This is a genomic window from Dysgonomonadaceae bacterium zrk40 (assembly GCA_016916535.1).
In the GTDB taxonomy this organism is placed as follows: Bacteria; Bacteroidota; Bacteroidia; order Bacteroidales; family Dysgonomonadaceae; genus Proteiniphilum.
In genome coordinates, this window is the sequence record CP070276.1 from 1,696,450 (window position 1) to 1,718,476 (window position 22,027).

Sequence of the window (22,027 nt, forward strand, 5' to 3'; positions counted from 1 at the left end):
ATTTTCAAAGAGGATCGAGGTTGGGTGTACTGCTTCTGTTGATCCTGATCGTGTTGACGCTGATCCTGCAGATATTGCTCAGCAGCCGCCGTTCATCCCGCTTCGTGTTACAACAGAACGATTCGCTCATTCAGGCATTTGAGCAGTTTCAACACAGCGGGGAAGTTCATCAGGAGGAGAGGATGATTGCTCCTTTAGGAGAACCGGAAGGATTGAAATCCGTGTCGGGAGGTGATGAAAGAAAACAAGCTGACGCTTCCGGTGGAGAGGGTAGGGATCGCAACTATCCCTCATATCGCGTTGCGGCGAAGCTGCGGCCGGGTGAGACCATCACACTGAATGAGGCCGATACGACACGTTGGAAGATGATCCCGGGCATCGGCACCAGCTATGCGTCCCGCATTGTGAAGTATCGTGAGCTGCTGGGAGGCTATGTGCGCAAGGATCAACTGTTGGAGGTGTATGGGCTAAACGAGGAGTTATATGCCCGCATAACGCCCTATATTACGCCGGACAGTGTATGGCGACCACTGCCGGTGAACCTTGCTGAGTTCAGTGAGCTGTTACGCCATCCCTATCTCAATTATGAGCAGGTGCAGGCCATCTTTAACCTCCGGCGAAAGAAAGGTAAAATTGAAACGATCCGGGAGCTGGCGATGCTGGAACAATTTACGCAGGAGGATATTAAACGTCTGGAGCCCTATCTGGAGTTTTAAACTCTGCAGATTGGACTTGTTACCAAAGAGACGCCCAATAGAAGGTTTCTTTTATTGAGGCGCATTTTGATAGACGGTTTCCAATGTGTAAGAGGTGTCTGTCGTATAATAACCTCTTGTCATGACCTCCACAATTTCTTTGCCATTGTTGACATAATTGCCCGTCGCATGATCAATCAGACCGGAACTTTCATGCCCGGTACCGGTGCTGCCGTTGTCCCAGTAAAAAGCGGCCATGCCATAGGTGCGGGCAGCCTTGCACAGATATTCAAGGTAATATTTCCGGAACGACTCGGAGCGACTGTCGCTACGGTGCACGCAGCCCATCTCTCCGATATAAACGGGAATACCCTTGTCGACATAGGTGGCCTTCAAATCAGCAAACACCTTCCTCATATGATCTTCGTCACCCCATTGCTCTTTCTTTCCGGTGGCACCGGTGTGTCCCCACTCACCAAACTTATCAGTCAGTGTGAACTCATGAGGGTCATAGTAGTGTACCGATACCAACAAGCGATCTGTTGCACTATCCTCCGGCAGATTCAGGTGTTTCATCGTCAACTCGGGATTGGTGGTGTAACCGCTAACACCCAGGTAACGGGTGGCATTGTTGCCACCGACGGCACGCACGGCATCGACAAACGTTTGTTGCCACTCATTGAGGATGGCATATTGCTTCCCGCCGTCACTGGTATTGTCACCATAACCCCATTTACCGTCATGAATCTCATTCACTCCTTCGAAGATCAGGAACTCCCCTTTCTCTTTGAAGCGTTCGGCTATCTGAGACCACATGGCACTTAGTTGTGCCTTTATGGCCTCGTTGGCAGCGGCGTTTGAAGCTGCTTTCGTGATATCGAGCCAGTTTCCGCTTTCATTCTCACTTCGGTGACCATCATGGTGAATGTTGATGATTGCTTTCAATCCTGCTTGCTCAGCATAACCCACAACCTCTGCCACACGTTCCAGCCATCCGGAGTCGATTAAATATTCAGGTGCCGCTCCCACTTTGCCTAACCAGGTGACGGGTATGCGTACCGATGTAAAACCAGCCTCCCTCACCTTGTGGAGCGTCTCTTGTGTGGCTTTTCCGTTACCCCACAGTGTCTCGCCAGACACGTTGTTGGCATGTGCATCGAGCTGATTGCCCAGATTCCATCCCAGGCCCAGCTGCCGAGCCACTATTACTGCAGGCTGCGTCTCGTCTGCAGGGTCGATACCGCTGTTGTTTCCCTTCTCCTGGAGGACGATGATGGTCTCCTGCTTGTCGCCGGCGGTAACGGTGATGTTTGCCTTGCGCGAGTCACCTTTATTGGCCTCTGCCATGAACAGGAAAGAAGTATGGTTCTCCTGTGGTATGGATGATTTCAAAGACAACCACCCGGCGTCGGACACAGCATTGGCCAAAGGCCGCGAGCCCACACTGATGATCGTCTCACCACCGTTGGCAGGGAGGCTTTTGGATGATATGCTTTTTATGTCAAGGAAAGGATGGTCCTCCGGGGAGTCATTCGAAGAAGAGCATGACAAGCTGACAAGTAACATCACAAAGGTTGCCACTATTTGCAGAACGGGAAATTGGATATTCTTCATGTTATAACGGGTTACAATTGATATGATATGTTTTCAGCCGCAGTCATTTCTCCAGTGCGGCTATGTTCTCTTTCAGTGAAGCGATCTTGCTTTCCGCATCCGCCTTCTTCTTTCGCTCGTTCTCTACGATCTCAGGTTTGGCGTTTTGTACGAATCGCTCGTTGCCCAGCTTTTTTGAAACCGACAGCAGGAAGCCTTCGGTGTATGCCAGTTCTGCTTTCAGCTTCTGGAGCTCCGCTTCCAGGTCCATCTTGTCGGTCAGCGGCACCGAATATTCGGTGGTGCCCACCATGAATCCTGCAGCTCCTGTCACTTTTTCGGAGACTACCGTGAGTGAGGAGAGGTTACACATCTTGGTGATCACACTGTTGTACCGGTCGTTGTGCCCTCCGATGACCTGTAACTCCAAAGCGTCTCTGTTGGGAATATTCTTCTCCAGGCGGATGGTGCGTACCCCTGCGATCAGCTGTTTCACCTGTTCAAACTGGTTCAGCAGTTCCGGGTCAGTTGCACCCTCTTTGGGTTGCTGAGCGGTCATGATGCTATCCCCTTCCTCTCTTTGAAGCAGTGCTTGCCACAGTTCTTCGGTGATAAAGGGCATAAAGGGGTGCAGCAGGCGGAGCAGCGCATCGAAATAGTCAAGGGTTACCCGGTAGGTCTCGCTGTCGATAGGCTGCTGGTAGGCAGGCTTGATCATCTCCAGGTACCAGGAGGAGAACTCATCCCAGAAGAGCTTGTAGAGAAGCATTAATGCCTCGGAGAGGCGGTACTTGGAGAATAAGTCTTCCAGTTCAACGATGGTTTCCGTAAGCTTGCTGCCAAACCAGTCGATGGCAATCCGTGCCGACTCCGGTTGTGGGATGGTGCCGTTGGTTTCCCATCCCTTGATCAGGCGGAAGGCGTTCCATATCTTGTTGTTGAAGTTACGTCCCTGTTCGCAGAGGGTCTCGTCGAACAGCAGGTCGTTGCCGGCGGCTGAGGAGAGCAGCATCCCCATGCGGACACCATCGGCACCGTAACGGTTCATCAGCTCGATGGGATCGGGTGAGTTGCCCAGCTGCTTTGACATCTTGCGTCCCTGATTGTCACGTACGATACCGGTGAAGTAGACATTCCGGAAGCAGGCATCCTGCCGATACTCGTAGCCCGACATGATCATACGTGCCACCCAGAAGAAGATGATATCGGGTCCTGTAACCAGATCGCTGGTTGGATAGTAGTATTGGATGTCGCTATTCTCCGGCTGCCTGATACCGTCGAAAACAGAGATGGGCCAGAGCCAGGAGGAGAACCAAGTGTCGAGCACATCCTCATCCTGTTTCAGCTCATCGATTGTAAGTGGATAGTCAACGATTTTTTTTGCCTTTTCGAATGCCTCCTCAGGAGTCATCCCTACCACCACACCTCCCCGGGGGAGAAAGTAGGCCGGAATGCGGTGACCCCACCAGAGCTGTCGGCTGATACACCAGTCCTTGATATTTTCCATCCAGTGGCGGTAGGTGTTCTTATATTTCTCAGGGAAGAAACGAATGGTATCCTGCTCCACCGCTTCGGCGGCAGGTTGTGCCAACTCATCCATCTTCAGGAACCATTGCATCGAGAGCTTCGGTTCAATTGCCTCATCGGTACGTTCCGAGAAGCCCACCTTGTTGGTGTAAGGTTCGGTCTTCTCCATCAGTCCTGCAGCCTCCAGATCCTTCTCTATCTCTTTGCGAACCGCGAAACGTTCCTTTCCGGCATACATGGCACCATGCTCGTTGAGTGTGCCATCGGGATTGAAGATGTCGATGGAGGGAAGGTTGTACTTCTCTCCCAGCATGTAGTCATTCACATCATGTGCCGGCGTCACCTTTAGGCAACCGGTACCGAACTCAATGTCTACATAGTCATCCTCGATCACTGGGACCACGCGGTTCACCAATGGGACAATCACCCTCTTCCCCTTTAGGTGTGCGTTCTTTGGATCATTAGGGTTGATGCACATGGCGGTGTCGCCCATGATGGTCTCCGGGCGCGTAGTTGCCACCACTGCGAAGCCGCCGTCAGGATCCCCTTCGATCATATACCGCAGGTAATAGAGCTTGCCGTTCACCTCCTTGTGGATCACCTCCTCGTCGGAGAGAGCGGTGAGCGCCTTCGGGTCCCAGTTGACCATCCGCACACCGCGGTAGATCAATCCTTTCTCGTAGAGATCGCAGAAGACACGCAGCACGCTTTCCGAGCGGGCCTCATCCATGGTGAAAGCGGTACGCTCCCAGTCACAGGAGGCACCCAGCTTCTTCAGTTGCTCCAGGATGATCCCTCCGTGCTCGTGGGTCCACTCCCAGGCATGGTTGAGAAACGCATCACGGGTGAGATCGCTCTTTTTGATCCCCTGCGCTGCAAGTCGGTTCACCACCTTCGCTTCTGTGGCGATGGAAGCATGGTCGGTGCCGGGCACCCAGCAGGCATTCTTTCCCTGCATGCGTGCACGGCGCACCAACACATCCTGGATGGTGTTGTTGAGCATGTGCCCCATGTGCAGCACACCGGTGACGTTGGGGGGCGGGATGACGATGGTATAGGGTTCACGTTCATCCGGCTCGGAGTGGAACAGGTTGTGCTCCATCCAGTACTGGTACCACTTCTCTTCTACCTCTGCAGGGTTGTATTTGCTTGCAATCTCCATATTTTGATTCATTCGTATTCTTGACGCAATTCAACGAGCGAAAAGACTATTTATCTGAGTTGTCTCCTGAACGTTGTGTAAATGAAGTGCAAAAATACAAAAAATGCGCTTGATAGCGCATTTTTTTGTCAAACGACTATATTATCGTAACATCTATTCTTCGTAAATCAGGTAGGGTTTCCGTTGTTGCTTGAACTGCTCCACATCACAATACCATCTTTTGCTGATCTCCTCAGCTGGTTTGCCGGCAATGATGTCATGCCGGATGTAATCAACGCCGACCAGCTTTTCGAAGAAAGAGGAGAAGAACTTATTCCCCATATTCAGGTTCCGGTAGGCATCGATCAGGTAGGTGAGATCGAATCCGGTGGCGATGATCTGTTCATCCGGTAGCTCACGCAGATCCACCCCGTAGCATTTTTTGTTGAGCATCGGCGGTTTTCTCGCACCCGGCACACTCCTCGGGATAAAAGTAAAGTCCGATCCGCGGTAATCAGGATGTCCGTACACCTCAAAGGGGTAGGGGGTACCCCTGCCCAGGCTCATCATCGTTCCTTCGAAGAGACAGGTGGAGGGGTAGAGGTAGATGGCGTGGTTGTTGGGTAGGTTGGGAGACGGAGCGATGGGCAGCTCGTAGCGTGTCTGGTGTGTGTAATTCTCGCAGGGAATCACGGTAAGCTTGCAGATCCTCTTCCCGGGGAGCCATCCTTCGCCGTTGATCATCAGTGCCAGTTCGCCCAGTGTCATGCCATGTACCACCGGGATGGGGAGCCATCCCACTCCTGACTTGTGCTTCATGTCAAGTATCGGTCCATCCACATACATGCCGTTGGGGTTGGGGCGGTCCAGCACGATCATCTGCTTGCCATGTTCCGCACAGGCATCCATCAGGCGTGCCATGCTGGCGTAATAGGTGTAGAAACGGAGACCCACATCCTGAAGATCAAAAACCAGGATATCGAATGCTTTCATCTTCTCGGCGGAGGGCTTACCGTTGCCACTGCCGTATAGCGACCAGATGGGGATGCCGGTTTTCTTATCCACCGAGCTGGATACATGTTCACCCGCGTCGGCAGTGCCCCGAAATCCATGCTCGGGTGAGAAGATGCCCACCAGATTGTGCCGGTGCCGCAGCAACAGATCAACCAGATGCTCATCACCCGCCATGCCGGTCTGATTGGTCATCACCGCCACCCGCTTTCCTTCCAGCAGGGGGAAATAGCATGCTGTCCGTTCCGCTCCCACCTTCACGATCTCCTGCGGTTGAGCAGGAAGGGAGGCAACAAAGGCTGTCAAAAGAATGAAGAGTGTTATTTTTGTCATTCCTCGGTGATTGTTTTTGTATACTTACGCTGTTCGTGGAGCCGGTCGAACTCCTCCTCCAGTTGCAGCAGCTCCTTTTTTATCTCCGACAGTCGAGCAACCGCCTCCACCCGTTTGGTCTCCTCATCTTTCTTGCTGCGAAGCGTTTGTCGTGCACCCTCCAGTGTCATCCCTTTCTCTTTCACGAGATGGTAAACAATCTCAACCTGCTGGATATCCTCCTGTCTGTACTGACGGGTGCCACCAGCCGTTTTTTTCGGGTTGATGTTGTCGAACTCCTTCTCCCAGAAACGAAGCAGGGAGACATTCACCGCGAAATGGTCTGCCACCTCCTGTATGGAGTAGTAGAGTCGCTTTTCGCTGAACTGAATCGGTTTCTTTCGTTTGCCCATGGCTGTGAATGGTTATTTTTTGATGATATAGATGATTGAACTGCTCTGTTTCAGATCAAACAAAGAGAGTAGATAACCTGTCATGCCTCTAAGGAATGCCTTTGGAAATCTGCTCCAGGAAGAAGAACCCTTGTAGGATTCACTTATAAGACTGATATAAAACGCATCGAGCGGCATGCGATAATGTTTCACCACCCTCATGCCGTGCTTTTGCATCAGTCGCTCCACCGTTTCGGGTGTGAAATGCCAGAGATGGCGCGGCACATCATAGGCCGCCCACTGCTTGCCATACACACCTGCGTCGTATGAGTGATGGTTGGGCAACGCGATCACCAGCGTGCCCTCCTGTACCAGCATTTTGCTGATTTTGGCAACACTCTCGTTCAGTTTCTCCAGGTGCTCCAGCACATGCCAGAGGGTGATCACCTCAAACGAATGATCGGGCGTAAATCGATCCAGATCTTCCTGTACATTCAGTTGGAACTGGGTTAGAGCTTTTTCCCTTGCCATCTTGCTTTTCTCAATCCCTGTCACCCTGAAGCCGGCCGCTCTTGCTGTCTGCAGGAAGTGACCGGTACCACAACCGATATCCAGCAGTTCAGCCTCGTTGTGATTGGTAAATCGCTTCACAAGCCTTACTTTCCGCTGCAGCATCTTCCTGCGGAAGAGTTGGTAAAGCTTGTTGGTGACTCCTTTGTCTGAGTCGGAATGCGAGATATAGTTGGGTGTATCGTAATAATTCCGGATAATCTCTTCCGGAGGAAAGTGATTGGTGAAACGAAATCCGCATTGCAGGCAGTCACATACCGGAAACAGCTCACTGCTGGAGAAATAATCCTCACAGTCGAACCGTTTCTCTAGTTGATTGCTGCGGCAAATGGGACATTCAGAAATCACTACAGTTGACATAGTTTTTGTGTTGGAAGTTATTTGGCGGATACTTAAATCGAAAGTCACACATCCGCCACAGTTGCAAATGTACGAAGAAATGTTCGTAAACAGGAAAGCATTGAAAAGTGATCTCTCCATTTCTGTTCCGTAAAACACAAGAAAATAGTATCTTTGCACTTCGAAATTGAAATGAGCAACATCATTCAGATTTGCGCACTGCGTTTTATCGAAGTCCGTAAATTAGCGAATTAATGAAAACAGCAAACCTACAGAGAGATATGATCACGTCGAAAGAAATCCGCCAGTCGTTCAAAGATTTTTTCCAATCGAAGCAGCACCAGATCGTGCCATCGGCACCCATGGTCATCAAGGATGACCCCACGTTGATGTTTACCAATGCCGGTATGAACCAGTTCAAGGATATCATCCTGGGAAACGCCCCGGTCAAGTACCCACGGGTAGCCGACTCTCAGAAGTGCCTTCGTGTGAGCGGTAAGCACAACGACCTGGAGGAGGTGGGACATGACACTTACCACCACACGATGTTCGAAATGCTGGGCAACTGGTCCTTTGGCGACTACTTCAAGAAGGAGGCCATCAGCTGGGCCTGGGAGTATCTCACCGAGGTGCTGAAACTCGACAAGGAGCGACTCTACGTGACCGTCTTCGAGGGTTCAAAGGAAGAGGGACTGGAGCGTGACGATGAGGCTGCTTCTTACTGGGAAGCATTTTTGCCGAATGAACGGATCATCAACGGCAACAAGAAAGACAACTTCTGGGAGATGGGAGATACCGGTCCCTGTGGTCCCTGTTCCGAGATCCACATCGATATCCGTCCAGAAAGTGAGCGTGAGAAGGTGAGCGGACTGGCGCTGGTGAACCAGAGCCATCCCCAGGTCATCGAGATCTGGAACCTCGTCTTCATGCAATACAACCGCAAGGCGGACGGCACTTTGGAGCCGCTCCCTGCGAAGGTGATTGACACCGGCATGGGTTTCGAGCGGCTCTGCATGGCGGTACAGGGAAAGCTCTCCAACTATGACACAGACCTGTTTCAGCCCATCGTTCAGAGGATTGCGGAGATCACCTCCCATCCCTATGGTGAGGACGTCAGGAAGGATATCGCCATGCGGGTCGTTGCCGACCACCTGCGTACCATCGCCTTCTCTGTGACCGACGGACAATTACCTTCCAACGCCCGTGCGGGCTATGTAATCCGTCGCATTCTTCGTCGTGCTGTACGCTACGGTTACACCTTCCTGGGGATGCATGAGTCGTTCATCTACCGCTTACTGCCCACCCTGATCGATGTGATGGGCGAAGCCTACCCCGAGCTGCAGGCACAGCAAACACTGATTGAGAAGGTAATCAAGGAGGAGGAGGAGTCGTTCCTCCGAACCCTGGAGACCGGCATCAAAATGCTGGAGAAGAGCATCCCGGAAACCAAAGTTGAGTACCTCAGTGGCGAAGTCGCTTTCCAGCTTTACGACACCTATGGTTTTCCTGTCGACCTGACAGAGTTAATCTTGCGGGAGCATGACATGCGGGTCGACCTGGCCGGCTTCGACGCCGAGATGCAGAAGCAGAAACAAAGGGCGCGCAATGCTGCCGCAACGGAAACAGGCGACTGGACAAGGCTGCACGAGGGTGATCCAACTTTTGTGGGTTACGACGAGATGGAAAGCAGCACCCGCATTCTTCGCTATCGTGCCGTAAAGCAGAAGAACAAACAATATTATCAACTGGTGCTTTCCCGTTCACCCTTCTATGCCGAAATGGGTGGACAGGTGGGCGACAGCGGCCGCCTCACAGCTGCTGATGGCAGCGAATGGATCCCCATCTTAGACACCAAGCGGGAGAATAACCTGGCGGTGCACCTCACCGACAGGCTCCCCGCAAATCCGGATGCGGAGTTCATAGCCCGTATCGATGAGGAAAAACGCATTGCCACCGAGTGCAACCATACTGCCACCCACCTGATGCATGAGGCATTGTGTGAGGTGCTGGGCAGCCATGTGGAGCAAAAAGGGTCTTATGTTTCATCTGATCTATTGCGGTTCGACTTCTCCCACTTCCAGAAGATGACACCGGAGGAGATCCGTGCGGTGGAGAGAAAGGTCACCGCTGCCATCAGGGGCGACTATCCAATAGAGGAACATCGCAATGTGCCGATTGAAGAGGCTAAAGCAGAGGGAGCGATGGCGCTCTTCGGAGAGAAGTATGGCGAGGTGGTTCGTACCGTTCGATTTGGCTCTTCCATTGAGTTATGCGGAGGGACACACATCTCCTCTACCGGCCGCATCGGGACCTTCCGCATCGTGAGCGAGAGTGCCATCGCTGCAGGTGTGCGCCGCATCGAGGCGGTCACCGCAAAAGGATGTGAGGAGTACCTCTATGCCAAGGAGGATGCGATCCTGGAGATCAAAAACATGCTCAACAACGTGCCTGATATTATGCAGGGGGTACAACGCCTCATGTCGGAGAACGATGAGATGAAGAAGCAGGTACAGGAGTTCTTGAAAGAGAAGAGCGAGCAACTGCGCCAACGAATCATTGAGAAGAGAGTAGAACTGGATGGGATTACCCTGTTCCGAGTGGAGTTGCCGGTAGGGATGCCCGACGTGGTGAAGGATATTGCTTTCCAGCTGAAAGCGCAGTTCCCCGAGAAAATGCTCTTCGTGGCCGGCGTTCAGTTGAACGGTAAACCATCACTGACGGTGATGTTGAGTGACGACCTGGTCGCGAAAGGGTTGCATGCCGGCAACATGGTGCGAGAGGCGGCGAAGCTGATCCAGGGTGGTGGTGGTGGACAACCCCATTTTGCCACTGCCGGCGGGAAGAACAGTGATGGTCTTCATGCCGCCGTGGATGCAATCGTACAGAAGGTGACGCAAAGCTAATTCGGCAATGGCACAGAGTTATTTCGATGTGACATAAAAAAGAGTTCATTCATATGTATCTGTTCAGAAACACTTTACTATCCTTACTGCTTTTTCTATTCACCCTGCCACTGATGGCGCAGGAGCCGGCAGAGAGGGTCAATCCCTTTATCGGCACTACTAACTATGGCACCACGCATCCCGGCCCGGTACTGCCCCACGGTATGATGTCGGTGGCCCCCTTCAACGTGATGGGATCGAAAGAGAACCGTTTCGACAAGGACAAACAGTGGTGGTCCACCCCCTATTCGTACGACAACTGTTTCTTCACCGGATACTCACACGTCAACCTGAGCGGTGTGGGCTGCCCCGAGATGGGGTCCCTCCTGCTGATGCCTACGAGTGGTGAGTTGAATGTGGACTACATCCAATACGGGAGTGGCTACAGCGATGAGTACGCCTCGCCAGGTTATTACACCAACAGGCTTACGAAGTATGGCGTCAGGACTGAGGTGACGACCACTGAGCGCAGCAGCATCGCCCGCTTCACCTTTCCGGAAGGGGAGGGAAATATCCTGCTCAACCTGGGTGAGGGACTCACAAACGAGTCGGGGGCCTGGATGCGTCGGGTGAGTGATACCGAGGTGGAGGGGATGAAGTTACTGGGCACCTTCTGCTACAACCCACAGGCGGTCTTCCCAATCTACTTCGTGATGCGGGTGAACAAGGCACCACAACGCTTCGGCTACTGGAAACAGCAGCGTGAAATGGGAGTCGAGGCGCAGTGGGATTCTACCAGCGGCACACGAAAACTCTACACCCGCTACACTCGTGACATTGCCGGTGACGACATTGGTGCCTGGTTCAGCTACGAGTTGGAGGAGGGAGAACAGGTGGAGGTGCAGATTAGTGTCTCCTTTGTCAGTACCGAGAATGCACGACTCAACCTGGAGAGAGAACAGCCCCGGTTCGACTTTGACCGTGTTCGTTGTCAGGCGCGCGAAAGATGGAATGAGGCACTCTCGGTGGTAACCCCACAGGGCGGAACAGACGATCAGCAGACAATCTTTTATACGGCACTCTACCATTCACTGATACACCCCAACCTGCTGAATGACGTGAACGGGGAATATCCCGAAATGGAGGGTGATGCTATTCGTCACACGGCGACGAGCCGTTACACCGTCTTCTCTCTGTGGGACACCTACCGCAATGTGCACCAGCTGCTGACACTGCTCTATCCCGGCAGGCAGCTCGACATGGTGCGCTCGTTAGTGGAAATGTACCGTGAAGGTGGTTGGTTACCACGCTGGGAGCTCTACAGTCGTGAGACCCTCACCATGGAAGGCGATCCGGCCATCCCAGTGATCGTGGACAGCTGGATGAAGGGGCTACGAGACTTTGATGTGGAGACCGCTTGGGAGGCGATGATCAAGTCGGCTACCACACCAGGGAGTGATAACTTCATCCGTCCCGACATCGATGATTACCTTGCCAAGGGATATATACCCCTTCGGGAGGAATATGACAATTCGGTATCGCATGCGCTGGAGTATTATATCGCTGATGCTGCCCTGGGCAAGTTTGCTGCGGCACTTGGTAAGGAGAAGGAGGCTGAACAGTTCAGCCGTCAATCACTCAACTATCGCCGCTATTACTCACCCGAATATGGAGTCTTCCGTCCCATCCTGCCGGACGGCACCTTCCTGACCCCTTTCAACCCCAAACAGGGGGAGAACTTTGAGCCGGTGCCAGGCTTCCATGAGGGTAGCTCCTGGAACTACTCCTTCATGGTGCCGCACGATGTGGAGGGACTTATTCGACTGCATGGGGGCACGAGAAGGTTCGTGAAGAAGCTGCAGGAGGTGTTCGACGATAACCACTATGACCCCACCAATGAACCCAATATTGCCTATCCCTACCTTTTCAGCTATGTGAAGGGAGAGGCTTGGCGCACCCAGGAACTCACACAGCAGCTGCTGGAGGCACACTTTAAAAATAGCCCCGACGGACTTCCAGGCAACGATGATACCGGCACCATGTCTACCTGGGCTCTCTTTACCATGATGGGTTTCTACCCCGACAATGCCACTGATCCCTCCTACACGCTCACCACGCCGCTGTTCGATCGGATCACATTGCAGCTGGATACTGATTATTATGAGGGCCGGCAGTTGGTAATCGAGACCAATCGTCCATCAGAGGGAGCACGATACATCGACTGGATTGCAGTCGACGGACGCCCCCTAAAAGGCTTCCGAATCAGCCATGAGGAGTTGGTGAAGGCGAAGAAGATCGTCTTCCATCTGAAGGCGAAGAAATAGAAAAGTGATTTAAAGCCTGATCAATTCCAGCAATCGCTGCCACTTCTCAGGCTTTTGTGTGGCAAAACGATATACCTTGCGGTCGCGTTGAAGCTGCTTCCACCACTTGCGCCAGTAAAGCGCAAAATAGAAAGTAAGAGGCATCAACAGGAAATAGGCAATTGCCGGCAGCCATTCGCCGGTGATGAATCGTACGGCAAGCGACTGCAACAGGTCGAACAGCGGCACGAAGATCAGTCCTGAAGCATATCGTGCTGATGCAACAAACTGTTTGTCCTTGAAAAGTGTTTGCAGTTTCTTCTGTAACAGGATGGGGAAGAAGCCGTTGAGGAATCCGATGAGCGCCACCGGGGCGGAGATGAGCAATGCCAGTATGCGGGTAGTCAACAGGGTTGCTGTTTTCGGCCTCCAAAGGCGGTCGGTTGATTGTAAACCCTCCTTATTCATCAAGGCAGAAGCTTCACGGAATTGGATCATCTTTTTTTCAAAAGCAACTTGATTCTCTTCCTGAAGCTTGTCAAGCTCCCGCACGATGTGAAGCGACGCCTGTAGGAAACCATCCTTTTGCCCGGGGAAAAGCTCTTCTGACAGCCTGTCACCATTCCAGTCAATCGTGCGGCGATACTCCTCGTAGTACTCTTCACTCTGTATGTTCACCACCATCTTTTTGAGGCTCTCTTCCAGGTCTTGTCGCAGTGCATTCACTGCCAGTACAGGGTTTTCATTGTAGAGATCCCTGTATTGATTCACCTCGATAGGGGTTCCGAAGGTGATGTAGACCTCAGATAGAAAAGCGAAGATGTCGCGGTAGTAAATTGATACCGGCACGATCTGGCTGTTCAGTGTAAAACCCGTTGAAGCCTCAGTAGGAAGTACAATACGAGGCACCGCCTTTCGTATGGGAAGTAGCGACTGTTTAGGGTTGTGCACACCCTCTGGGAAGAGTGCGAGGTGTTTGTTCCGCTTCAGTATGCGTGCCGCGTTGTTGAAAACTTCGTTGTTTCTATCCAGGTTATCCTTTCCATCACGCATCCGGAAGACTGGCATGATGCGCATCCCTCTCAGGACCCATGCAATCAGCTTCTGTTTGAAGATATCGGCACGCGCCAGGAAGACCACTTGTTTCTTGTGATATGTGGCCATCACCACCAGCAAGGCGTCGATCAAAGCATTACGGTGGTTGGGGGCGAAGATCACCGGCCGATGCTTCGAAACATTCTCGCTTCTGCCGGAGAAAACAATCTTGCTAAAGTTGAGACGTAGGGCGTTGTTGAAATAAAACTTGGCTATCGAGTAGCGAAAGTCGTAACGGTATAACATGATGCAAGGGTTTAGAGGGTTCCTGTTTTTGCGGGACGTTTACGCCAGTAGAATGCCAGGAGCAGTCCTGCCACGATGTGCCAGATGCCCCACCATGCGGCGATGAACGCCATACCGCCCAGGTTCAGCTCAGCGGGGAAGATACGTGGATTGAAGATGAGCGCCAGTCCCAGTCCGGAGTTTTGGATACCAGTCTCGATAGAAATGGTTCTACTGTTCAGTTCATCCACACCTAAAAGACGTGGCAGTGAGTAACCGGTGAGGAAGGCAATGCCGTTGTGGATAAGTACCAGCAGGAAGGTGAGGTGAATGTAGCGTAGAAAGATGCTGAAATTGCCTGCCAGTGCAGCTACGATGAAACCAATGAAGAAAATGATGGATGCAGCCTGTACACTCTTTTCCACTTTTCTCACAAATTTGGGGAACTTCATCCCAACTGTCATCCCCAGGATCACCGGTATCCCCAGTATCAGGAAAACGGTGCGGAACATCTCTGCCGGTTCGATGGCGATGGGTACCAGCAGAGGTGAGTGTTTCGCATAGAGGCTACCCCAGAATGCGAAATTAAGTGGTGTCATGAAGAGGCTAAGGATGGTGGTGATGCCGGTGAGGCTCACCGAGAGCGTGATGTTTGATTTTGAGATGGCGGAAATCAGGTTGGAAACATTTCCACCGGGGCAGGAAGCCACCAGAATCATACCCAGTGCAACCGAGTTGCTGGGGCGGACCACCAACACCAGCAGGTAGGTGAGTGCCGGAAGCAGGAGATATTGTGAAATGACTCCCAACAAAACAGGTTTGGGACGCATTATGACAACTCTGAAATGTTCAGGTTTGATACCGAGTGCGACACCAAACATGATAAAGGCGATGGCGATATTCATCAGGTAGACGCTCTCCTGGTTAAAGTTCAGCCGGACTTGGTTAAGTGGTTCCATATTGCCGAAGAGCGACAGGATCGGGGCAATTTGCATACTCTACTTTTTGACTTTATGGTTACAAATATACAATTTTATTGTGTATTTAATTTCCTATCTTTGTGTAATAGGAAAAAATACAATTATGAGTGCACCTCTTGCTGAACGGCTTCGGCCACAAAACCTCGATCAGTTTATCGGCCAGAAACACCTGGTGGGTAAGGGTGCTGTGTTGCGTCGCATGATCGACTCGGGCAGGATCCCCTCCATTATCTTCTGGGGACCTCCCGGCGTGGGAAAGACCACCTTGGCCAACATCATTTCCAATACACTGAAGGCGCCCTTTTATAAGCTGAGTGCCATCAACTCGGGGGTGAAGGATGTGAGGGAGGTTATCGAGAAGGCGAAGAATGCCCGTTTCTTCGACAGTGCTGCCCCGATACTCTTCATTGATGAGATACACCGCTTCAGCAAGTCGCAGCAGGACTCCCTGTTGCATGCAGTGGAGACCGGAACAGTGACCCTGATAGGTGCCACCACCGAGAACCCCTCCTTCGAGGTGATCCGTCCTCTCCTCTCTCGTTGTCAGGTATACGTCCTGAAATCGCTCGAGAAGCAGGATCTGGAAGTCTTGCTGCAGCGGGCGCTCACCGAGGATCAGATCCTGAAGGAGCGTAAGATAACCGTATTGGAGAGAGATGCGCTGTTTCGCTTCTCCGGTGGGGATGCCCGCAAGCTACTCAATATTCTGGATCTGGCTGTTGCCTCCGATGATGCTATTGAAAACAGCGAAGAGGAGTTGGTGATCACCGACAAGCTGGTGACGGAGAGGCTTCAGGAGAACCCGGCTGCCTATGACAAGGGAGGAGAGATGCACTATGACATTATCTCTGCCTTTATTAAGTCGATACGGGGCAGTGACCCCGATGCGGCGATCTACTGGCTGGCGAGGATGGTGGCCGGTGGCGAGGATCCCAAGTTCATTGCCCGCCGCTTGGTGATCTCAGCCGCAGAGGATATTGGCCTGGCCAACCCCAACGCCCTGTTGCTGGCCAATGCCTGCTTTGAAACGCTTCAGAAAATCGGCTGGCCGGAGGGGCGAATCGTGCTGGCAGAGACCACGCTCTACCTGGCCACCTCTCCCAAGAGCAACTCAGCCTACCTTGCCATCGACAAGGCTCTGGCAAAAGTTGAGCAGACCGGTAATCTCCCGGTCCCGCTGCACTTGCGCAACGCCCCTACCTCGCTGATGAAGGAGCTGGAATATGGGAAGGAGTACAAATATGCACACGATTACAAGGATAATTTCGTGCAGCAGGAGTATCTGCCAAAGGAGCTCAATAAAAGTCGTTTCTGGGACCCGCAGTCCAATCCCTCAGAAGTCAAGATGCAGGAATGGATGAAAAAGCTCTGGGGGGATCAATAAGATCAATACCACTCCGCACCACGATCGTACGGGGAACTGCGCTGTTCATACTTCAGATCCTGCAACAACGATGAGTTGGCACGAATGGAGAAGTTGTAAGATTTATAGGGCCCAATGGGGATAAAACTGGCAGACATGCTCCAGCAATGCAGATTGCGGGTGAGGGTACAATTGACGCTGGTGAATTTCTTCGCATCAAAGTTGTAGTCTGTGTTAAAGGTGAAGTTCCAGTTTTTGGTGGGTTGCAGAGAGCCACTCAACCCGAAGTTATGGGTCAGTCGTCCTTTGTATTCCATTTTCTCTTTATCGAATTCACCATAGCCATAGCGCAATGAGTAGTTCATTGAGATGTTCCAGTTGACCCCATTTTTCAGGTAGCCATCGGCATCAAATTCGCCCATCGAACTATCACTCTCGTTCATCGAGAGGTCTCCACCGCGCGTTTCATATGGGTTCTCCCCCATGGTGCCATCGTCCGGGAGTCCTTCATCCGGATTGTCAGCATCTTCATCATCCTCATCATCTTCACTTTTATCACGACTGAACAGCTTCTTGAAGGTATCCTGGTTGAGGGAGTAGGAAAAACTGGTGCCGGTGTTCATCAGCTTGCCTATTCCCCTGCCATTGAGTACCCTCAGCTTGTCCACCTGACGTGGGTTGCCGTTCTGGTCAAGCTCGTATATGTAGGGATCCCAGGTGGCATTCAGGCTGAGGGTGTATGATTTTGAGAGTTTCAGACGGATGTTGGAGTTGATCATGCTCCACTTCATCGAGTCGGCCATCATGTTGTAGCTGAACCCTATGCCCAGATCGTCGATCAGACTTATCTTACGGGTGCCGGTAGAGTCTTTGTCGTCACGTATCTTCATCTCCAGGTTGTTCTTGAAGTCGAAGCCAATGCTCCCGCTCTGTCCCTTTGGTGCAGTGCCGAACATCATGGAGGAATATGGGGAGTAGGTATAGGTTACATCTTCGCCATATTCGTTCTTGTAGGAGTAGGTCTCGTAGAAGTTGAACCTGGGATCACTGAAATCGGGACGATAGCTGAGACTGATGCTCGGGGAGAAGACGTGGCGGATAGCCTGCACTTTATCACCAAATATTTTCCAGGGGGTGTACATCCCATAGAGTTTGGTCTGCGCACTGAGCGATGCATTGTAATCATAAACACGTTTGAACCCCATCACTGTATCCACCGGTACATTTCTCTTTGCGATGGGATCCCAGGCCTGCTTATGGGCACCGGTGTACCACCGCTCGGTATAGTTGATCGAGGGGGAGACCTGGATGAAGTCGAATAACGAGAAGGTAGCACTCACCGGTATGTTGTGGCGCATGCCGTTGGTCCAGTCCCTCACCAGGTTTGCCTTGAGGAACCTATCCTCCTTGGTTGTGATGGAGTTTCGGAACTCACCGGAGTAACTCATCGAAATTTTCTCATACCAACGCTCTTCACCCACTGCATCTTTCCGCTTGAAGGGGTTGATGCGGCTCATGTTCATTGAAACATTGGGCAGCGTGGCTGCGATGGTGGAGTCACGCGAAACCTGGTTGACGCTCATGGTGGCGGAGAGACTCCAGGGGGAATCGGGGAAACGCTGGGTGATGTTCACGCTCGAGCTCTTGGTGTTGTTGGATGCTTCGCGTGAATAGAGTCGGCTGAGGTCACGATGGTTGTTGCGGCTGGTGGAGAAGTTGACGCTGGCCGAGAGAGTGCGGTACATGTTGGCCTTGGGATCCTGTGAGTGGGTCCAGTTGATGCGCAGGTCCTTTGCCACCGAGTAAGCCTCCGGTACCACTTCTTTCAGCTCTTTCTCACCGGTCACGGTGTTGAGGTAGTAGACATTGACGTTGCCCGAGTACTTATACCGTTTGCGATAGTTGGAACGAGCTCCCACGCCCCATGATCCCTTGGTGTAGATCTCGCCGGTGAGTGAGAGATCGATGTAGTCGCTTAACGCGAAGTAGTAACCGCCGTTCTGGAGGTAGAACCCACGGGTCATCTCATCACCGTAGCTGGGCATGATGATGCCTGAGGAGTAGGTCTTGGTGAAGGGGAAGAAGGCGAAAGGGAGTACAATTGGAAAGAGCGGCACATCAGCCACTACCAGCCAAGCAGGGCCTGTCACCACATCTTTGTCGGGACGCACCTTTGCCTTTGAGAGGTTGAGGTAGAAGTGGGGGTGGTCGTGGTTGTCGCAGGTGGTGTACTTTGCGTTGCGCATGAAGAAGGAGTTGTCAGCATTCATCTTGGCCTCATTGGCTACGATATTTCCTTCTCCCTGCTGGGTAACCACGTTGTGGATAAAAGCCTTTCGCGTTTCAAAGTTATAGCGAACCTTCTTCATCTCGTACTCGGTGCCTCCTTCCGCGAAGATGGGTAAACCATATTCTTTCCCCAACGAATCCAGACCGTATGTAGAAGAGATAAGGCTGCTGTCCATGTCCATGGTGATGTATTCTCCCTTGATACCCATCTCGCCGTATTTGATGTCAGCTTCTCCAAAGAGATATCCCATGTTGTCTGCGGTGAAGATCATTGAATCTTTGGCAGTGTAGAAGACTGCCGCTTCCAGTGTTTGCTTTTCAGTGACCGAAATGGAGTCTTGCGCTTTGATTGAGAGAGAATCCTGAGGAGATACTGATAATGAGTCCTGAGATGTGGGCATCAGGGAATCCTGGCCCGCAGCAAGAAGCGTATCAGAGAGTGCAACGAGTGAATCGGCTCTCTGCGTGAGTCGTGTGGAGTCGGCCGTCAGGGTTCTGTTGGTAGCAATACTGTCGGGGAGAAGGGTAGTAAGGGTGTCACGATCAATAATCGCCGTATCGGACGGTAGAGCTTCCGATGCAGCGGGCTGACCTGTCTGATCTGCTGTGCTCGTCGCCTGACGGACGGAAGAGCAGTGGATGAAGAGTGTCAACAGGAGAAAAAGATATGTAACACGTAACAGTCGCCTCATGCGCTATAAGCAGATAACCTCCTATGGTTTTACCCGCAAAACTACTCATTAAAGAGTGATTTTGCAGCAAAAATAATAAAAAGAAACTTAAGAAAGTCGGAATAAGGCTTTTTTAAAGAGATTGAAATCGTTTGGTAGCTCTGTTGTCTCTTTTTTTTCCTGCATGAATGCAGCCAGTGCTTGCGGTATTTCTGTTTTGATTCCGGTGCAATCCTCCACGATCTCCTTGAACTTGGCAGGGTGAGCGGTAGCGAGAAAGATACCCGTTTCACCCGGTTGCAGTCCTTCCTTTAGGGCGAGGTACCCACAGGCACCGTGGGGGTCGAGCAGGTAACCGGTGCGTTGCTGCGCCTCTCTAATGGCATGGCAAATCTCTGCATCGTTGTAGCGGTATGCAGTGATATCGTTGGTGATGGCGTGATGGTCGTGCCCGTAAAGGTCCAGGATTCGGTCGAAGTTGCTGGGAGCACCAACATCCATGGCGTTGGCGATGGTCTGCACCGATGACCTGGGGGAGTAATCCCCCGTGAGCAGGTATTCACGGAACACATCGTTGCGATTGTTGGCAGCGATGAATCGCTCCACCGGCAGTCCCATCCGTTTGGCGAAGAGGCCGGCGGTGAGGTTGCCCAGGTTGCCGCTGGGTACTGAGATTACAGCCTTTGCAGCAGGATTGTAGCGCATCAACTGTGCCCAGGCATGGAAATAGTAGAACGACTGTGGCAGAAACCGGGCTACGTTGATCGAGTTGGCGGAGGTTAGCCGGAGCTGACTGTTCAATTCCTCATCCATGAAAGCGTTCTTTACGAGTGCCTGACAGTCGTCAAAGGTGCCATCTACCTCCAGTGCCGTGACGTTTTGTCCCAGGGTGGTGAACTGTGCCTCCTGGATATCGCTCACCTTACCGGAGGGGTAGAGCACGTACACACGAATCCCCTCTACACCGAGAAAGCCGTTGGCCACGGCACTGCCTGTATCGCCTGATGTGGCTACCAGCACCTTCACTTCGTCCTGTTGTTCCTTTTTTACGAAATGAGAGAGCATGCGTGCCATAAAGCGCGCACCCACATCCTTGAAGGCAAAGGTAGGGCCGTGAAACAGTTCCAGCACCCAGATGTTCTCCTCCACTTGCCGTAGCGGAATCCCGAAGCTGAGGGTATCGGCCACAATGGCATCCAGCTCATTTTGAGGGATATCATCGCCGAAGAACGACCTTGCGACGGTTTGGGCGATAGTGGTCAGGCTCAGCTCGGTGATTTCCTTGTAAAATGATGAAGGCAGCTGTCCGATGGTTTCGGGCATGTACAACCCCCTGTCGGGAGCCAGTCCTTTCACGACGGCTTCCTTCAGGGAGACGGCGGGCGATTGTTTTTGGGTGCTGTAGTAGCGCATGTTATTTTAGCTATAGGTTGAAAACTGCTTTGATGAACTGGTTGCCATGTAGCTGTCCGTAGCTTCCTTCTCTTGCAGCGAATTCATCGTAGTGCTGCACGTTGTCGGGTTGAATTTCTCTGTGCCAGATCAGGAAGGGAATTGCATCACGGGTGTGGGTGCGTTTGGCACAGGGGGTGGGGTGGTCCGGCAGGATCGCGATGGTGACCGGCTCGTCCCAGTTCAGCGTCTCCTCGTATATCGTCTTGATGATGCGGGCATCGAGATACTCTATCGTCTTCACCTTCAGATCCACATCACCTTCGTGGCCCGCTTCGTCGCTCGCCTCCACATGGAGGTAGACGAAGTCTTTCTCCTTTAAGGCTTTCAGTGCGGCTTCGGCCTTTCCCTCATAGTTGGTGTCGTACAATCCGGTGGCTCCCTCCACCATAATCACATCCAGCCCCGCATAGACTCCTATCCCACGAATCAGGTCTACTGCTGAGATCACAGCCCCACTACGAATGGGGTAGATCTCGCTCAGCGGTTTCATTTGTGGGCGATAGCCGGGCGACCAGGGCCAGATGCTGCTGGCCGGATGCATACCCTCCTTGATTCTTTTCCTGTTCACCGGATGATCGCGCAACAGCTCCTGAGAGGCCATGATAAGCCTGTTCAGTGCGTCAGCGGTAGCTTCGGCAGCCGGGTGGGAAGCCCTGATCAGGTAGGGACGAAAGGGAAGTTCAGGAATGTCGTGCGGCGGGGTACACTCAATCCGTTTGTCACCCCCCTGCATTTTCAGCAGGTGGCGGTAGGAGACACCGGGGTAGAAGCGAAAAGTCTCATCTCCCAGTTTCTCGTTCAGGAAATGAATCAGTTCTTCTGCCTCTTCGCTGGAGATGTGCCCGGCAGAGTGATTGATCAGCTGATCACCCTCGATGCAAACCAGGTTGCAACGCATGGCCATCTCCCCGGGATGTATCTCCACCCCCATGCTGGCAGCTTCCAGCACCCCTCTTCCCTCGAACACGGCAGGAAGGTCATAACCCAGCACCGAGAGATTGGCAATCTCACTGCCGGGGGCAAAGCCGTCGGGCACCGTGTGCAGTAGACCGTTTCTGCCCTTGCGGGCCAGCAGGTCCATGTAGGGTGTATTGGCTGCCTGTATTGTTGTTTTGTCTCCCAAGGCAGGGATAGGTTCGTCGGCCATTCCGTCGCCCAGGATGATGATTGTTTTGTGTGACATC

Annotated in this window: 14 protein-coding genes; 4 read left to right on the forward strand and 10 right to left on the reverse strand. The window is 52.4% G+C overall.

Annotated elements, in window-relative coordinates; translation table 11 throughout:
- Positions 1 to 20 precede the first annotated feature (20 nt).
- Positions 21 to 716 (forward strand): helix-hairpin-helix domain-containing protein, encoded by a 696-nt coding sequence (locus tag JS578_07055; protein ID QRX62663.1) that lies wholly within the window; start codon positions 21 to 23, stop codon positions 714 to 716.
- A gap of 51 nt (positions 717 to 767) precedes the next feature.
- Here the strand turns inward: JS578_07055 and JS578_07060 are convergent, their stop codons facing one another.
- The 5 genes from JS578_07060 to JS578_07080 all read right to left on the reverse strand — a co-directional run bounded on the left by JS578_07060 (position 768) and on the right by JS578_07080 (position 7,601).
- Positions 768 to 2,309, reverse strand: coding sequence for a cellulase family glycosylhydrolase (locus tag JS578_07060; GenBank protein ID QRX62664.1), 1,542 nt, complete (start codon positions 2,307 to 2,309; stop codon positions 768 to 770).
- Positions 2,310 to 2,352: 43 nt separating this feature from the next.
- Positions 2,353 to 4,977 carry a valine--tRNA ligase gene (locus tag JS578_07065; GenBank protein ID QRX62665.1) on the reverse strand — a complete coding sequence of 875 codons (2,625 nt, stop codon included), beginning with the start codon at positions 4,975 to 4,977 and terminating at the stop codon, positions 2,353 to 2,355.
- Between the two features lie 153 nt (positions 4,978 to 5,130).
- Complete coding sequence (locus JS578_07070) at positions 5,131 to 6,300, reverse strand: DUF1343 domain-containing protein (GenBank protein QRX62666.1); 1,170 nt, start codon at positions 6,298 to 6,300, stop codon at positions 5,131 to 5,133.
- Positions 6,297 to 6,692 (reverse strand): MerR family transcriptional regulator, encoded by a 396-nt coding sequence (locus JS578_07075; GenBank protein QRX62667.1) that lies wholly within the window; start codon positions 6,690 to 6,692, stop codon positions 6,297 to 6,299. Before JS578_07075 ends, JS578_07070 begins: the two co-directional genes overlap by 4 nt.
- A 12-nt stretch (positions 6,693 to 6,704) precedes the next feature.
- On the reverse strand, positions 6,705 to 7,601 hold the full coding sequence (locus JS578_07080; GenBank protein QRX62668.1) for a class I SAM-dependent methyltransferase: 897 nt from the start codon (positions 7,599 to 7,601) through the stop codon (positions 6,705 to 6,707).
- 260 nt (positions 7,602 to 7,861) lie between these two features.
- Between JS578_07080 and alaS the strand changes: the two genes are divergently transcribed.
- Positions 7,862 to 10,483, forward strand: coding sequence for an alanine--tRNA ligase (gene alaS / locus JS578_07085; protein QRX62669.1), 2,622 nt, complete (start codon positions 7,862 to 7,864; stop codon positions 10,481 to 10,483).
- 53 nt (positions 10,484 to 10,536) lie between these two features.
- Positions 10,537 to 12,786 (forward strand): GH92 family glycosyl hydrolase, encoded by a 2,250-nt coding sequence (locus JS578_07090; protein ID QRX62670.1) that lies wholly within the window; start codon positions 10,537 to 10,539, stop codon positions 12,784 to 12,786.
- A 9-nt stretch (positions 12,787 to 12,795) separates the two neighbouring features.
- On the opposite strand, the gene JS578_07095 is transcribed toward JS578_07090, so the two are convergent.
- Together JS578_07095 and JS578_07100 are read right to left on the reverse strand one after the other, a co-directional pair.
- The gene (locus JS578_07095) at positions 12,796 to 14,106 is read right to left on the reverse strand and encodes a 1-acyl-sn-glycerol-3-phosphate acyltransferase (protein ID QRX62671.1); all 1,311 of its coding nucleotides are present in this window, start codon (positions 14,104 to 14,106) and stop codon (positions 12,796 to 12,798) included.
- 11 nt (positions 14,107 to 14,117) lie between these two features.
- Positions 14,118 to 15,080, reverse strand: a complete 963-nt coding sequence (locus JS578_07100; GenBank protein ID QRX62672.1) for a bile acid:sodium symporter family protein — start codon at positions 15,078 to 15,080, stop codon at positions 14,118 to 14,120.
- A gap of 88 nt (positions 15,081 to 15,168) precedes the next feature.
- Here JS578_07100 and JS578_07105 point away from each other — a divergent pair, with 88 nt between their 5' ends.
- Positions 15,169 to 16,449, forward strand: a complete 1,281-nt coding sequence (locus tag JS578_07105; GenBank protein ID QRX62673.1) for a replication-associated recombination protein A — start codon at positions 15,169 to 15,171, stop codon at positions 16,447 to 16,449.
- Positions 16,450 to 16,451: 2 nt separating this feature from the next.
- On the opposite strand, the gene JS578_07110 is transcribed toward JS578_07105, so the two are convergent.
- The 3 genes from JS578_07110 to JS578_07120 form a co-directional block, all read right to left on the reverse strand.
- Positions 16,452 to 19,409 (reverse strand): LPS-assembly protein LptD, encoded by a 2,958-nt coding sequence (locus JS578_07110; protein QRX62674.1) that lies wholly within the window; start codon positions 19,407 to 19,409, stop codon positions 16,452 to 16,454.
- Between the two features lie 87 nt (positions 19,410 to 19,496).
- Positions 19,497 to 20,801, reverse strand: a complete 1,305-nt coding sequence (thrC, locus tag JS578_07115) for a threonine synthase (GenBank protein QRX62675.1) — start codon at positions 20,799 to 20,801, stop codon at positions 19,497 to 19,499.
- A 10-nt stretch (positions 20,802 to 20,811) separates the two neighbouring features.
- Positions 20,812 to 22,026 carry a cofactor-independent phosphoglycerate mutase gene (locus tag JS578_07120; GenBank protein ID QRX62676.1) on the reverse strand — a complete coding sequence of 405 codons (1,215 nt, stop codon included), beginning with the start codon at positions 22,024 to 22,026 and terminating at the stop codon, positions 20,812 to 20,814.
- Position 22,027: the final 1 nt, after the last annotated feature.

Excerpts from the sequence above, each read along its gene's own strand:
- alaS (QRX62669.1), top strand. The coding sequence starts at position 7,862 with ATGATCACGTCGAAAGAAATCCGCCAGTCGTTCAAAGATTTTTTCCAA.
- JS578_07100 (QRX62672.1), bottom strand. The coding sequence starts at position 15,080 with ATGCAAATTGCCCCGATCCTGTCGCTCTTCGGCAATATGGAACCACTT.
- JS578_07065 (QRX62665.1), bottom strand. The coding sequence starts at position 4,977 with ATGGAGATTGCAAGCAAATACAACCCTGCAGAGGTAGAAGAGAAGTGG.
- JS578_07095 (QRX62671.1), bottom strand. The coding sequence starts at position 14,106 with ATGTTATACCGTTACGACTTTCGCTACTCGATAGCCAAGTTTTATTTC.
- JS578_07120 (QRX62676.1), bottom strand. The coding sequence starts at position 22,026 with ATGTCACACAAAACAATCATCATCCTGGGCGACGGAATGGCCGACGAA.
- JS578_07060 (QRX62664.1), bottom strand. The coding sequence starts at position 2,309 with ATGAAGAATATCCAATTTCCCGTTCTGCAAATAGTGGCAACCTTTGTG.
- JS578_07110 (QRX62674.1), bottom strand. The coding sequence starts at position 19,409 with ATGAGGCGACTGTTACGTGTTACATATCTTTTTCTCCTGTTGACACTC.
- JS578_07090 (QRX62670.1), top strand. The coding sequence starts at position 10,537 with ATGTATCTGTTCAGAAACACTTTACTATCCTTACTGCTTTTTCTATTC.
- JS578_07080 (QRX62668.1), bottom strand. The coding sequence starts at position 7,601 with ATGTCAACTGTAGTGATTTCTGAATGTCCCATTTGCCGCAGCAATCAA.
- JS578_07075 (QRX62667.1), bottom strand. The coding sequence starts at position 6,692 with ATGGGCAAACGAAAGAAACCGATTCAGTTCAGCGAAAAGCGACTCTAC.
- JS578_07105 (QRX62673.1), top strand. The coding sequence starts at position 15,169 with ATGAGTGCACCTCTTGCTGAACGGCTTCGGCCACAAAACCTCGATCAG.
- thrC (QRX62675.1), bottom strand. The coding sequence starts at position 20,801 with ATGCGCTACTACAGCACCCAAAAACAATCGCCCGCCGTCTCCCTGAAG.
- JS578_07070 (QRX62666.1), bottom strand. The coding sequence starts at position 6,300 with ATGACAAAAATAACACTCTTCATTCTTTTGACAGCCTTTGTTGCCTCC.